Source organism: Gracilimonas sp., assembly GCF_014762685.1.
Classification (GTDB): domain Bacteria; phylum Bacteroidota; class Rhodothermia; order Balneolales; family Balneolaceae; genus Gracilimonas.
The window spans coordinates 872,412-886,111 of record NZ_JABURM010000005.1 but is presented as its reverse complement, the minus strand read 5'-3'; the positions used below and the strand labels follow the sequence as shown (position 1 = coordinate 886,111).

Sequence of the window (13,700 nt, the reverse complement as noted above, 5' to 3'; positions counted from 1 at the left end):
TTTCATCGCTCTATCTCCAATGTAACTAATTCCGTAATGCCACCTTTATTTAAATTAAAAGTAGCTGATTTATTATTAAGATCTATAGACTGTAATTGACCAAGATAAACTTCATCACCTGGTTTTAATGAAGATATATTACCACCCTGATCAACTATAAAAATACGTGATCCGGTAAGGCCAATTAATCGACTTTGTTCCACATCTATCAAATCTTCTGTATTTGGTGGAACCGTTGGTTGTATAAGGGGATAAAAAGGATTATAAGTTGATATGTTTTCATTCAACACAAGCTGCCGGATATCACCAGTGCTTTCCTGAATAGGAACTCTTTTATAGTAACTTTCCAAAGTAAATGTAAACGTAACCTCATCCAGTTCTCTGGCAGGACCTGAGGCAGGTTCTAAAGAAAGGTCAGTAACTTTATTTAATAACCGGCTGTTTTCCAATTTATTAATGAAATTCATCATATTCGCATATCGGGCATACCCATTTATTTCAGATCTCAGAATACCATATTGATTCTGAGCTGTGGAATCTGAATATGTAAAATCAAAGTATATCATTGATGATGCACTGCTGCTGCTTATATAATTTAAATAATCAAACACATCATCCGGATCAGGCGATTTATACAGTGATTTATCAAAATTTTCAATAATGGAAAGTGCGTTTTGATAAGTTTTATTTAATTCCGGAAAAGCATCGCTTGTAGCCTTTTTGCTGTTATATTCTTCTTGTTTTTCAGCATGTAAAATTTCCAGCCTTTCAAGTTCGGGAAGCTGGATAAATTTTATATATGAAAATGCCCCTCCTACAAATAATAAGAGGGCTACCAACAAGATAATTGTATTTCTAACCGCGTATGACAATGTTATTCCTGTGTTAATTCACGTATGCCCTGGACACTTTCCGGGGTATAAATATTTTCATCCTCAAAAAAGTCTTTCACTACGTATTCAAATTGATAGACTTCTTCTTCCCTGATATCATTCGATCTTACATTCAATAGTGTTGCATTATCGAATATATCGGCCAATTGAGGAATTCGGTTTCGATACATAGCATACCCGTTAAGTTCCATATTTTGACCCTGAGCGGGGCTCATAGAGGTAATCCAAACCGAATTCACATCATTAAACCCACGGTTCAGTAAATCAAGATTCGTTGACCATCTTAATGTTCCCTGGTTGAGTTCACCCAAAAGAGTAAGTTGTGCCTGTATTTGGCTCAGTTCTGCACTTACCTCATTATACCTTTGAACTGTAGGCTCCAATGATCTTATTTGAGCATTTAAAGTACTTACATCAGAATTTAAGCGATCAATCTCAGAAGCGTACTGAGTATAAAAATGATTTGCAACAATAGGTGTTAACAAGATAAACAGCAGCAAAAGAAAGCCATGCCACTGAAGTTTAAATATTTTTTGGCGGTCGGTTACATAACTAGGTAAAAAAGAAATCTTAGGAAAAACATCGCTTTTAAACCCTGAGGCAGCCCAAGCAGCGCCAATGGCAGTCGTAAAAGCAGGAATTGAAGATTCATTAACATTTTCTGATTCAAACAAGTCATCTGAGAAGTTAAACTCAGCTACATCAACATCCTGAAAACGTTCTTCAAAAAATTCAACCGCTTCATCGCCCAATGAATTATTGCAGATTATCAGTCGATCAAGATTAGGTACTTCTCCTGTATCTAACTGAAATAGTATTTTACTGAAAACTGTATTTAAAAAACGTTGGTTTTTTATATCCTCTACAATAATTGGAGAAACAATCCAAAGCTGATTCCCTCTTAGAAACAACACCCGGCTTTTACTTTCCCCAAATTGGACAACACCAGTTATGGAATTCTCATCCAAGTCATAATTTGCCCGGATCAACCCTAATAAAAGAAGCTCATCAGGTAAAATATCGTGTATAAAAAGCTTTCCGCTATATAGTTCATCGGTGCGGTTTAGCAGGGTAAGCAGTTGAGGCTCATCATCAATTGAGGTTAATAAAAGCGCCCCATCATCCCTGACAGAATAGGAATAGAAATCATCCGATTTTGAAACACCGTGGAGAGATTCTAAACGGTCATCAACAATGACTTTAAGATCTTTCTTTTTTGTATCAGAAAAGTCAACGTCTTTCAGTATTTGAAAAATAGCCTGTCCGGCGGGGACACTAATTCCCAAGTCAACTCTTTTAGGATCTGACGAGCTTAATAAGTTATAGAGAAGTAATTCATTAGATGACGGTGTTTCTGATTCATTTACCATGTCGGTGTCAACAATTTCGTCACCGCCCCCGCTATCCAAATCATCAAAATCTAAATCATCTAAATCGTCCTCAAAGTTTTCTAAGTCTAACTCTCCAATTTCATCATCATCATCATCGTCCTCTAGCCCAAAAATCAGCTCATCATCATCATCATCACCGCCCTTGTCAACATTATCAAAAACATTTTCCTTCTGCCCAGCTTTTACTGCTTTTTTCTCCTTCAAAGGCTCAACTAAACGAACTTTATCAATGCTTAGTAAAGAAACCTTTTTTCCCGATACCTTAATCCTGGCTACTTTAAGAGTATCGTCTTCAACAACAAGTCCGGTATATATTTTTTTCTGAATCATGCTTTTCTGAAATTAATAATTAACTTCACTTAGAAGCTGAACCATTTTCGATTTATTGTTAGCATGATTGAGTGCATTTTCCTTTGATATGACACCGTTATTGTACAAGCTTTTCAGGTCTTGTTCCATAGTATTCATACCTTTATCGCCACCCTCCATGAGCATTTGATAAATCTCACTGATATTATTATTCCTAATAGCAGCTCTTACTGAAGCATTTACCAACAGTACTTCCTTCGCTAATACGCGTTTACCGTCCAAACTTGGGACCAGCTTTTGACTGATTACACATGTAAGTACATCAGCTAATCGGGTGCGAACTCGATTTTGTTCTTCTGTTGGCACCTCACCTAAAATACGCTCGATACTTTCCATTGCAGACGAGGTGTGAAGTGTACCAAAGGTTTTATGGCCAGAATCTGTAATCTCAAGAGCTGTCATAATTGTCTCAGGATCCCTAAGCTCACCAATTACAATGATATCAGGATCCTGACGTAAAGCCTGTATAGCCCCTTCTTTAAATGAATCTACATCCCTGCCGACCTCCCTATGCCGTATTACTGATTTCATAGGTTTATGGATAAGTTCAACAGGTGAAGCAATAATCACAATATGCGAATCAACAGTCCTGTTATTTGCATCAATAATGGTATCAAGCGTAGATGATTTACCCGAACCGGTGATACCTGTAATAAGCGTTAAACCATACTTATAATACTTGAGACTTAATGCCTTGGCAACTTCTGTGTGTGCTCCAAGGCTTTTGAATGGACGTATTGTGTTGTCGATCTTACGCATGTTTAGAGCTAAATGCTCAAGATCAAAATACATATCTGCCCGAAAACGTTGCACCTTGTCTTCATTAAGCGGAATGGAGTAGGAAAAATCCAAGTTTTTCTCGGCAATCAATTTTTTACGTTGAGAAGGTAAAATTGCATTATGTAAGAGTACATTAGTTTGGTCTAAAGTAAGATTTACAGGTTTTTTAGCCGGACTTTTATCACCAAAAATCCTATACCAGACTTTTCCGTCACAGCCCGGACCGCCAATATCAATATCAGAAGCTTCATTTTTTAGCATTTTTTTCAAAAAGCTTTCCAATATAGCCGTAAGTCCGTCCCTCTGCTCTTCATCCAAGTTATCTATAACTTTTCCAATAGCTTCATGACGATCTATCCCCCGCATTGTGCGTGGAACCTGATCAATGACCGGTTGAACCAAGTCTTCTATTTTCTTATTTGCTGTTGCCGCCTCCATAATAAAGCCAATATCAATTTAATAAGATGACAATGTAATAGATATTTATGTAGATGATTTGTTACAAACTAAATTAAATTAATTTAATATCACAAACATTATTAGTAATTAAGTTTGATAAAAATAATCCTTGAGAGATACCCGACTTACCAGTTTGTGTCGTTGAGTAAACGCTTCTTTAGGTTCAATAATTGAACATTCATATTACTGATCTTACGTTGCTGTATCTCGATAATATTTTTTGTAAAGATATTAAACAGCTTTTCAGGTTTTTTTCTAAAGAAATTTAACGCCTCGTAGCGTTCATACCTCAAAAGCACACAATCCCCGTCTGCCGTAACTTTAGCCATTCTATTATTTTTACTAAAAAGAAAAGCTTCACCCAAAAAATTACCCTCGCCCAATGTAGCTAATTGTATATTATCCTTCCATACACTCACCTTCCCCTCTGCTACCAAATAAGCTGAGTTAACGTATTCTGATTCGTTTAAAATGATTTCATCAGCCAGGAATCGTTCTTCTTTTCCTAACTGGAGAAATTCCAATACATCCTCATAATGAAAGTTTTTTAAAAGCAACGGTGGCTCTTTTAAAAACTTCTTAATGTAGTCAGTCATAAGCTCATCGCCGGAATTTGACATCTCGTTACTCATACTAAACCCCTATAGTAGTTACTGCTGGTAATATCATGCTATTCCCAAAGTTAATATTTAATTTCAAGTTTTACCTCTTTATTAATCTTCAATGGTTGCTGCTATAACCTCTTCAATTGTAGAGATACCTTCTTTAATCCGTTCCCTGCCAGACCCTCGTAATGTAAGCATCCCTTGAGACATTGCTAAGTTTTTTATGGCACCTTCATCAATATCTCCACCGGCATCCAATATCAACTGTTTTATCTCCTTGGAAAAGTAGAGTGCCTCATGAATACCTGCACGGCCTTTATAGCCTGTATTATTACATTTCTCACATCCACCTGGCTTATAAAAAGTAGTCGTTTCAAGTTCTTCATCCGTAAATCCAATGCCTTTAGCGGATTCAGGATGTGGTTTGTATTCCTCCTTACATTCATTACAAAGCCTTCGAATCAATCTCTGCGCAACAACCAAATTCACCGCATTTGCAATCAAAAAAGGTTCAACCCCCATTTTAAATAAACGTGAAATAGCACTGGGTGCATCGTTTGTGTGAAGGGTTGAAAACGTTAAGTGGCCGGTATTTGCAAGCTTAATTGCAATTTCAGCAGTTTTTAAATCCCGCATCTCACCCACCAATACAATATCGGGGTCATGACGTAAAATCCCGCGAATAGACTGATCAAAAGTCATATGGTGGCTAATCTTCAATTGCCGGGCACCCTCAATAATATACTCAACAGGTTCCTCAACGGTTAGTACATTTTTCGAGGGGTCGATTACAAAATATAATGCAGCTACCAAGGTGGTTGATTTACCACTACCTGTAGGCCCTGTAACAATAACGATGCCGGATGGCTTCTTTATAGATTTTATAAAATTTTCTTTCGCATTTTTTTGTAAACCTAGTTTGTCTAAGTCCCTGATTACATTACGATCATCTAAAACCCGAATTACAATCGATTCAAATTTTCGATCGAATTGTTTCCCGACAATAGGCATAATTGAAACACGATAACGTATACCTATCCCATCAATCTGACGCTGTATAAATCCATCCTGAGAGGCATCCCGTTCAAAACGATCAACATTCCGGGTTTTATCTTTTATAACTGCAGAAATAGCTTCAGGCTTTACGTTTTTTTGTTGGTACCATAATTGCAGTTTTCCGTCTACACGAAACCGAATATCAGTGGTAGTCGGTGAACTCGGTACAATATGCATATCACTCACCCCTTGCCTCACTGACTCAACCAGCATTCCTTCAATCAAGGAATTGAGCATGCTTTGATTGATTTCGGCATCAATCTCTTCCTCGTCAATTTCTTCCTGACCTTTTTCTAAATCAGGTTCTTCGTAATCAATTTCTTCGAGCAGATCCAAAAATTCATTTTTTTGCTCGTATACTTTTGATAGAATTTCCTCAATAGACTCGTACTTACAATAAACCAACTCCGTTTGCTTGAAATTGATTTTATTTAATACACTTTGAATATTAGGATCAGAAGGGTCAGCAGCCGCTATAACTATAGAATCTTTGGTTTTTTGATAGGGTACTGCCTTATGATGAACCAATTCATCTATAATTTCCTTTGGAAGCTCTTCAAGATTTTCTTTGATATGATCAAGGACTTCCCCGGGGATCATATCCACATTTTCAAGTACTTCACGGAAAGCATAAATACCCGCAATCTCTTTCATAACCTCATGCCTGCTAAGCCCTAAGTCCTGAGAGAGAATCTGTCCAAGCCTTCGATTACTTTCCTTAGGCTCTTCAGAAAGGATTTTTAATCCTTTCTGCAACTGCTCTTCCGTAATGACACCCTTATTAACAAGGATATCACCAATATGTCTGCGGATGTTTATTTTACCCATTTAAAAATCTAAAGAATTATTATGTACCTGGATTTGGCTGAATAACAGCTGATTCAGAAGAAACAATTGTAATAGCAATCAATGCAACCATGATAAACAAGTTAATGAATAGGTTAATCATATCAATTACTGACTGCATCTTGTATGTAGTTTGAACTTCGTAATACTCAGCCAGTTGTTTTGCATTTTCACGAAGTGCTCCCGATTCTGCCCCCAGACGAAACCGGCTTAAAGCTGTTACGGTAAATACACCGGTTGCTTCCATAGATTCTATCAAGCCTGCTCCGTCTTTTAACATCTTTTTGATAGCAACCTCCTTAATCTGTTTTTCCATATACTTATTACGACAGGCCTCAGCGGCAACTTTTATTACCTCAATATTTTGGCCTGAACCACTGTATAAAGTGTAAAATACCCGGGCAAAAATCTCGATACTGGTTTTATGCAGCAGGTCACCCACTACCGGTATATGAATTATATATTTGTCCAGATTTAATTTACCCTTGGGGGTTTTTATATAATACAAGAATGCAGAAAGTGGGATTACAAATGAGAGAAGAATCAGCACCCAATTATCACGAAGCCAATAACTTAACTCAAGAGTAGCAGCGGTCATTGGAGGTAACATAATATCCATTTCAAGGAATAATTCGGCTGTTGCAGGAAAAATGTAGCCTACATAGAATAAAACTACACCGATAACAGCCACCACCGTAATTGCGGGCATCATCAGTGCACGCCTGAGATTCTTTTTAAATTCAGCATCTCTTTCGAGGAACTTAGCCGTACTTTCAAAAACCAACGCCATATTACCTGATGTGGAAGCCACGCTAAGCATATAGGCAGCAAATTTTCCGAAAATATCTTCATGCTTCCCATAAACCTCAGAACCCTCTTTACCATCCTTCAGATCCTTTTGGATGGTTTTGATAACCTCTTTCATTCTTTTGTTCTGAGTATCCTCATAAAGAAGGTTCAATATTTCATCATAAGGAAGCTGTTGTTTTAACAGGTCGGCAGAAAGACTAATAAAGGTAACTACTTCTGTATGCGGCACTCCCCCTTTAAAATCAAAAAGTTTCTTATTTATACTTTTTACCTTATAGCCAAGTTTTACGAGAGCTTTTTCCAACTCCTCTTTACTATAGGCTTCCTGCTCTCCTGAAACCACAGGCTTACCCGGGCGATGGGCTTTGTACATGTACACTCTCTTTTCATCTATCGCCTGAATTTTAAGGCCATTTGTTTTGGAGAGGCGATCTACCTTTTGCTGTGCTTCCTTTTTGTTCTCTGCTTCAAATTCAGTTTGTACAACTTTTCCTTTCTGAGAAATAGCTTTAAGCCTAAATTGTGCCATAATAATTGATTTTTTATCCTTACTAAAGTGTAAGCTTTTCCTTTAAATCGATCCTGATCAACAGTAACAAACATTACTTATTCTTGTACGAATTAATCTGTTGTTTTTTGTTGTACCTAAGAAGGATATTAAATATCTGTAGATGTTACAATAAACTACATTTTTTTCATAAATAAGCATAATAATCAGTAAATCAATATTCTGTATCATACAGGATTCTTACTTGTTGCTGTAAATAATAAAAATATTTACCTAAAAACTACCTAAAGTGAACAATATTCATTTGTTCAAAACAAATTTATGAGTACAAATATTTACGGCTTTTTAAGTAAAGTGAGTCTATCTTGGGTTAAATTTTTAAAATGACCAAAAAACAAGACGGCAATCCATACGTAATAATTTTTGCCCTTTGGCTACTTGTATTTGCAGCAAGTAGTCAGGTCATGATTATCTCTCCTATTCTCCCCCGCATCAGCGAACAATTAGGGACCCCCCTTGAAATTCTGGGTAATCTCGTGACCGTTTATGCTGTTATGGTTGGTTTTTTTGCGATTATTATGGGCCCTCTTTCCGACAAAATCGGCCGCAGAAAGATTTTACTTATCGGTACCGGAGGCATTTCATTTTTTCTATTCTTGCATGGTTTTGTAGACACCTTTTTTGAGCTTTTGCTGGTACGTGCCTTGGCTGGAATGGCGGGTGGTGTTTTAAGCGGATCGGCCGTAGCCTATGTCGGGGATTATTTCCCTTATGAAAAACGGGGATGGGCCAATGGCTGGATTATGAGCGGTATAGCAATGGGACAAATATTGGGAATCCCTTTAGGAACTTTATTGGCAGATCTTTCCGGATTCAGAATTCCTTTTGTACTTTTTGGCGCAATTATGGCGCTTACATTTCTATTAATTCTGTTTAAGGTACCGCAACCAAACGTTCAGCTTTCAGCTGAAAAGGTTACTTTTAAGGGATCTTTGACTAAATATTATGACTTATTGAAACGTGCTGAAGTCAGGGCTGTAGCTTTTTCTTATGTATTGATGTTCTTAAGCATCTCTGTATTTGTGGTATACCTGCCTACATGGCTGGAGGAAACTTTTGGGGTAAGCGGTACAGCCATTGCTTCATTATTCTTTGTAGGCGGTATTGCCAACGTTATTACCGGGCCTATAGCCGGAAAAATATCTGACCGCATCGGGCGTAAAAAAATCATAATTATATCATGCATCGGACTTTCTATGGTGATGTTAATAACCACATATGTAATTACTGATTTTTGGATTGCCTATGTTATCTTCTTTGCTACCATGGTTCTAATTGCAATGCGGATCAGCCCATTCCAGGCATTATCTACCCAGCTTATTAAATCTGATAACCGGGGTTCTTTAATGAGCTTATTAGTAGCTATTGGTCAGGTGGGGTATGGCGTAGGAGGATCTGTTGCCGGACCGTTTTATGTAAAAAGCGGATATGTAAGTAATACTATTGTGGGAGCCGTTATGATTTTAATTATGGCTTACGTAGTATGGCGACATGTTCCGGAACCGGAATTGAAAGCACATCAATAACTATCAACCTAAACAATCGCAATTAATTATTAATTTATTTTAATAATTGATTTCGAACTATTACTTTTCAATTCTTTAACGGCTTAGAATTCTACATACAAATTTTGTAACATTTTATCTGCTACTCACTTTTTAATTAAAAAAGTTATGAAAAAATTACTTCTACATTGCTTTACACTTTTATCAATAACACTTTTCGTTTTTGGATGTACTCAATCGGATGATGAACTGGCTGTCGTCCAAGGATATGTGACTGACTCGCAAACGGGGAATTCAATTGAAAATGCGACTATACAAGTTACCTCTCCAGCTGAACTAAGTAATCTATTTGTAAGATCCGATGAAACCGGAAATTATAATATGGGTGATATTGAAGTGGAAGAAGTCACAGAATTAACCTTAACTGCCTCTGCTTCAGAATATAATGATGAAACAAGAAGCCTAAATATAGCTCCAGGTGACAATATTACCGGTTTTGATTTTGAATTACTTTCGGAGAATGCAAGCAGCGATGATGGCACCGACGAAGTTGTAGGAGAAGCTGGCGGGCCTGCTCAAATTGAATTGATACCAATGAGTAATACATCAATTAATGTTGCGGAGACAGGAGGAATTACAAGCACCACCTTTACATTTGTAGTAAAAGATTCGGCAAATCGAAAAGTAGATCGTGACCATGAAGTTCTTTTTGAGATTATTAGAGGCCCGGGCGGAGGCGAATATATTACACCTGAGTCTGCTTTAACTAATGGTGAAGGCCGTGTTACCTCAGCGTTGGTAAGTGGAGATTCATCGGGTACTGTTCGTGTTGAAGCCAGGATCGAGCGTCCTGATGTTGGTTTGACTATTCGTTCAACTCCTGTAATTGTATCCATTAGCAGTGGCTTTCCACACCCGGATAATTTCAACGTTGCTCCACGGGTTTATAATTTTGATGCCTACTCTCATATCGATGAAACTTATACTAACGTTATCACAGCAAGTGTTGGTGATAAAAAAGGAAATCCGGTAAAAGTTGGGACAGCGGTATATTTCTCTGCTCAATATGGAGGTCTTGTAAATGGAAGCGCAACTACCAATGAAAACGGATACGCATCAGTGAATCTTTCAGCTAATGGAAGTACTCCTCAAAATCACCCTATGGGAGTTGGGTTTATAGATGTCATAGCGCAAACTGTAGATAAAGACAACAATTATATTGAAAAAGACGTAACAATGCTTCTTACTACCCGAGAAGCCAGTATTTCCGTTACACCCGGCACTTTTAATATTGGTAATGGAGGTACTGAAACTTTTGATGTAGTCATTACAGATTTGAATGGAAACCCAATGGCAACTAATACACAGATTTCTGTTACAGCAGAACCTGGTTTAACCGCAGGTGGAGATATTGTTGACTTACAATTACCTAATTATCTTACCCCCGGCCCGGGACGTACTGAATTTTCTTTGACTATTTCTGATGATGATGCAAATGAAATAGTTAGTGAAGATGGAAGTTTTACAATCAAAGTAGAAACCCCATCCGGTGGTGTAACAACCAAAACTATTTCCGGTCAAAGGGCTAAAACAAATTAATTGATTGATCCAGTTTTAAGAGTAAAGCCTGCTCCTAAAGAGCAGGCTTTTTTTATTTTCTTCTTTATTACAATTGAAGTAAACCCTACCTTTGCTACTCATTCAAAATCAGCTTTTAACTATGGCCATGAAAACAGAGAACACTTTTGAATACAACAGTTTGAATTACAAAGAGTTTTTAAAAGCTTTTAGAAATTCGGAGCACTCAAAACACAGTTTGATTGTATTTGCCGGTCCTTTCACAACAAACAGAAAGGCTGCGCTGGATGAATTGAAACGTGAAGTCAGCAGCAATGTCGTAGAAGTAGATTTGGCTGAAATTGTTACTCCTTACGAAGAAGAAAGCTATAAGAATTTGGATGATTGTATTGAATCGATTGAGAAAGATGCTTCCATGGTCATTTTCAAAAATGCCGAACAATTGAATGGAGCTTACACAGGTTTTACTTCATCCATTGTAAAATATGCCTCTCCTCAAGAAAAATATTTCCTGAAAAAAGTAAAAGAAATAGATACTCCTGTTGTCCTTGAATTTAAAGAGCTTGATCATCTTGATCGTACAATTGTCCGAAAGGCAGATTCAGTCGTTCTCTTTAAAGCCCCTTCTTCATTGATAGAAAAGCTCGCATGGAAAGTGCAAAATATCCATGTTCATGGTTCTCGGTTTTTATCTCCCCGACCTCATTAAAAAATGTCCAAAATACAGCCTGTAATACCCACAAATTCTTTATGGGCTGATATTAAAGCTTCGTTAGCCGGTACCGAGCTCGACTTTACCACCGGGAGTATTGGCCGGGCCATATTAATTCTTTCCATCCCCATGGTGCTGGAGATGATGATGGAATCCATCTTTGCTGTTGTTGATATTTTCTTTGTATCAAAGCTGGGCGCCGATGCCGTAGCAACTGTTGGAATTACTGAATCCGTACTTACTCTTGTATATGCCATAGCTATCGGTTTCAGTATGGCAACTACCGCTATTATTGCCCGCCGAATCGGCGAGAAAAAGAAAGACGAAGCAGCAACCTCAGCCGTACAGGCCATAATTTTCTGTCTCATTATCTCCCTGCCTATAGCTTTTGCCGGTATTTTCTTTTCGAAAGAAATTTTAATGCTAATGGGTGCCGGGCCTAATATTATTGAAACCCTTTCTTCTTACACAGCTATTATGTTGGGTGGGAATTTGGTAGTCATGTTCCTTTTTGTGATTAATTCAATATTTCGGGGAGCTGGAGATGCTGCTATTTCGATGAGGGTTCTTTGGATTGCAAATGGAATTAATATCGTCTTAGATCCGCTGCTTATTTTCGGATATGGTCCTTTTCCGGAGCTTGGCATTGCAGGTGCTGCAATGGCAACCACCATTGGCCGGGGAATTGGAGTTATTTATCAATTTTACCGCCTCTTTGACGGTCGGGGACGTATTGTTATTCTCCGTAAGCACTTCAAACTTCAAACCGAAATTCTAAAACGCTTAATTCGTGTTTCTATAGGTGGAATAAGCCAATTTCTTATTGCCACAGCCAGTTGGATTGGGTTGGTTCGAATTATCGCCGAATTTGGCAGTATAGCTCTCGCCGGTTATACTATTGCCATCAGAATTCTGATTTTCTCTATTCTCCCTTCGTGGGGAATGAGTAATGCAGCAGCTACCCTTGTGGGTCAAAACCTTGGAGCAAACCAACCCGAACGTGCGGAAAAATCTACATGGATATCGGCACTTGTCAATATGGTTTTTTTAGGCCTTGTTGGGATTATATTTTTGATTTTTTCTGAAAACCTGATGACCATTTTTACAGATGATGCAGCCATCATCGAAATCGGAGCAAAATGCCTTCGCATAATGAGTTATGGATATGTGGCTTATGCGTTTGGAATGGTAATCATACAAGCATTTAATGGAGCCGGAGATACAAAAACACCTACATTAATAAATCTTGTCTGCTTTTGGCTGATCGAAATCCCATTGGCTTATTTTTTGGCTTTTACTCTTGAATGGAACGAAGAAGGCGTATTTTACTCTATAGTAGTAGCCGAATCACTTTTGGGTGTTATAGGCTTTATATTGTTCAGACGTGGAAATTGGAAAAAAACTAAAGTATAGCATGAAAGTTACCGTAAAAATGGAAACTGCCGGCCGGCGGGGAAAACAAGTTTCAGTCATAAGAGGAATTACCCATAACCCTCAAGTCATTGAGAAACTGGAAAAGAAATTAAAGACTCAACTTGGAACTGGTGGAACCGTCAAAGGGAAAACCATTGAGATTCAAGGCGACCATGTAGAACGTATCAAGAAGATACTAGCTAAGGAAGGATATGAGGTTAGTTGATGCCTATAGAGGTTTTAGGTGTTAGGGTCCTTAAAATGGCCTGAAGTTTCTTTTATATGATTTTTTTGTAAGGTTTTAGTTTTTCATCGCTCTTACTATCAATTAATTGCTAGTTAAAATTTATCGTGATGAAAAATTTTAAGAAACTAATCGTATGGCAACTCAGCATGGAGTTAGCATTAGAAACAAATAAGATAGTTTCAAAACTTTCCAAATCGGAACGTTTCACTTACAGAGATCAGATAATTGGGTCTTCCATTTCTATTCCCTCAAATATTGCTGAGGGCAGCAGCAGAAAAAGCAGAAAAAATTTCAAGCGATTTCTAAGAGTCTCACTTGGTTCATGCTTTGAACTTGAAACTCAATTATTGTTGCTGGAACAGAACGAAATAGTTAATCCGAATTTTCTAAAAGTTGCATTGGGACTCAATGAAGAAGTTCAAAAAATGCTCCACACTTTACTAAAGAAATAACCTAACACCTAAAACC

General features: G+C 37.7%; 12 protein-coding genes. 6 read left to right on the top strand and 6 right to left on the bottom strand.

The genetic code is table 11. The annotated features are described in order from the left end of the window. Window positions 1-2 precede the first annotated feature (2 nt). The 6 genes from HUJ22_RS04000 to HUJ22_RS03975 all read right to left on the bottom strand — a co-directional run bounded on the left by HUJ22_RS04000 (window position 3) and on the right by HUJ22_RS03975 (window position 7,738). Window positions 3-872 (bottom strand): hypothetical protein, encoded by an 870-nt coding sequence (locus HUJ22_RS04000; RefSeq protein WP_290874215.1) that lies wholly within the window; start codon window positions 870-872, stop codon window positions 3-5. A gap of 2 nt (window positions 873-874) precedes the next feature. After that, entirely contained in the window at window positions 875-2,614 is a 1,740-nt protein-coding gene (locus tag HUJ22_RS03995; RefSeq protein ID WP_290874212.1) for a hypothetical protein, read from the bottom strand. Between the two features lie 12 nt (window positions 2,615-2,626). Beyond that, window positions 2,627-3,871 carry an ATPase, T2SS/T4P/T4SS family gene (locus HUJ22_RS03990; protein WP_290874209.1) on the bottom strand — a complete coding sequence of 415 codons (1,245 nt, stop codon included), beginning with the start codon at window positions 3,869-3,871 and terminating at the stop codon, window positions 2,627-2,629. A 146-nt stretch (window positions 3,872-4,017) separates the two neighbouring features. Continuing rightward, the gene (locus tag HUJ22_RS03985; RefSeq protein ID WP_290874206.1) at window positions 4,018-4,524 is read right to left on the bottom strand and encodes a cyclic nucleotide-binding domain-containing protein; all 507 of its coding nucleotides are present in this window, start codon (window positions 4,522-4,524) and stop codon (window positions 4,018-4,020) included. Between the two features lie 81 nt (window positions 4,525-4,605). Beyond that, the gene (locus tag HUJ22_RS03980) at window positions 4,606-6,381 is read right to left on the bottom strand and encodes an ATPase, T2SS/T4P/T4SS family (RefSeq protein ID WP_290874203.1); all 1,776 of its coding nucleotides are present in this window, start codon (window positions 6,379-6,381) and stop codon (window positions 4,606-4,608) included. Window positions 6,382-6,400: 19 nt separating this feature from the next. After that, the gene (locus tag HUJ22_RS03975) at window positions 6,401-7,738 is read right to left on the bottom strand and encodes a type II secretion system F family protein (protein ID WP_290874200.1); all 1,338 of its coding nucleotides are present in this window, start codon (window positions 7,736-7,738) and stop codon (window positions 6,401-6,403) included. Between the two features lie 362 nt (window positions 7,739-8,100). Here HUJ22_RS03975 and HUJ22_RS03970 point away from each other — a divergent pair, with 362 nt between their 5' ends. From HUJ22_RS03970 to HUJ22_RS03945, 6 genes are all read left to right on the top strand, one after another. Then, complete coding sequence (locus HUJ22_RS03970; protein ID WP_290874197.1) at window positions 8,101-9,303, top strand: MFS transporter; 1,203 nt, start codon at window positions 8,101-8,103, stop codon at window positions 9,301-9,303. A 147-nt stretch (window positions 9,304-9,450) separates the two neighbouring features. Further along, a complete protein-coding gene (locus tag HUJ22_RS03965; protein ID WP_290874194.1) occupies window positions 9,451-10,881 on the top strand; it encodes a carboxypeptidase regulatory-like domain-containing protein in 1,431 nt (476 codons plus the stop codon). 127 nt (window positions 10,882-11,008) lie between these two features. Next, the gene (locus HUJ22_RS03960) at window positions 11,009-11,569 is read left to right on the top strand and encodes a hypothetical protein (protein ID WP_290874191.1); all 561 of its coding nucleotides are present in this window, start codon (window positions 11,009-11,011) and stop codon (window positions 11,567-11,569) included. Between the two features lie 3 nt (window positions 11,570-11,572). Beyond that, window positions 11,573-12,985: an MATE family efflux transporter gene (locus tag HUJ22_RS03955; RefSeq protein ID WP_290874188.1), complete on the top strand. Its 1,413-nt coding sequence runs from the start codon at window positions 11,573-11,575 to the stop codon at window positions 12,983-12,985. Between the two features lies 1 nt (window position 12,986). Then, entirely contained in the window at window positions 12,987-13,211 is a 225-nt protein-coding gene (locus tag HUJ22_RS03950) for a translation initiation factor (protein ID WP_290874185.1), read from the top strand. 128 nt (window positions 13,212-13,339) lie between these two features. Next, complete coding sequence (locus tag HUJ22_RS03945; protein ID WP_290874182.1) at window positions 13,340-13,684, top strand: four helix bundle protein; 345 nt, start codon at window positions 13,340-13,342, stop codon at window positions 13,682-13,684. The last annotated feature ends 16 nt before the right edge of the window (window positions 13,685-13,700 follow it).

Bases quoted from the DNA above. Each gene is read 5' to 3' on its own strand.
- HUJ22_RS03975 (WP_290874200.1), bottom strand. From the start codon at position 7,738: ATGGCACAATTTAGGCTTAAAGCTATTTCTCAGAAAGGAAAAGTTGTA.
- HUJ22_RS03990 (WP_290874209.1), bottom strand. From the start codon at position 3,871: ATGGAGGCGGCAACAGCAAATAAGAAAATAGAAGACTTGGTTCAACCG.
- HUJ22_RS03945 (WP_290874182.1), top strand. From the start codon at position 13,340: ATGAAAAATTTTAAGAAACTAATCGTATGGCAACTCAGCATGGAGTTA.
- HUJ22_RS03970 (WP_290874197.1), top strand. From the start codon at position 8,101: ATGACCAAAAAACAAGACGGCAATCCATACGTAATAATTTTTGCCCTT.
- HUJ22_RS03980 (WP_290874203.1), bottom strand. From the start codon at position 6,381: ATGGGTAAAATAAACATCCGCAGACATATTGGTGATATCCTTGTTAAT.
- HUJ22_RS03960 (WP_290874191.1), top strand. From the start codon at position 11,009: ATGAAAACAGAGAACACTTTTGAATACAACAGTTTGAATTACAAAGAG.
- HUJ22_RS03985 (WP_290874206.1), bottom strand. From the start codon at position 4,524: ATGAGTAACGAGATGTCAAATTCCGGCGATGAGCTTATGACTGACTAC.
- HUJ22_RS03965 (WP_290874194.1), top strand. From the start codon at position 9,451: ATGAAAAAATTACTTCTACATTGCTTTACACTTTTATCAATAACACTT.
- HUJ22_RS03995 (WP_290874212.1), bottom strand. From the start codon at position 2,614: ATGATTCAGAAAAAAATATATACCGGACTTGTTGTTGAAGACGATACT.
- HUJ22_RS03950 (WP_290874185.1), top strand. From the start codon at position 12,987: ATGAAAGTTACCGTAAAAATGGAAACTGCCGGCCGGCGGGGAAAACAA.
- HUJ22_RS03955 (WP_290874188.1), top strand. From the start codon at position 11,573: ATGTCCAAAATACAGCCTGTAATACCCACAAATTCTTTATGGGCTGAT.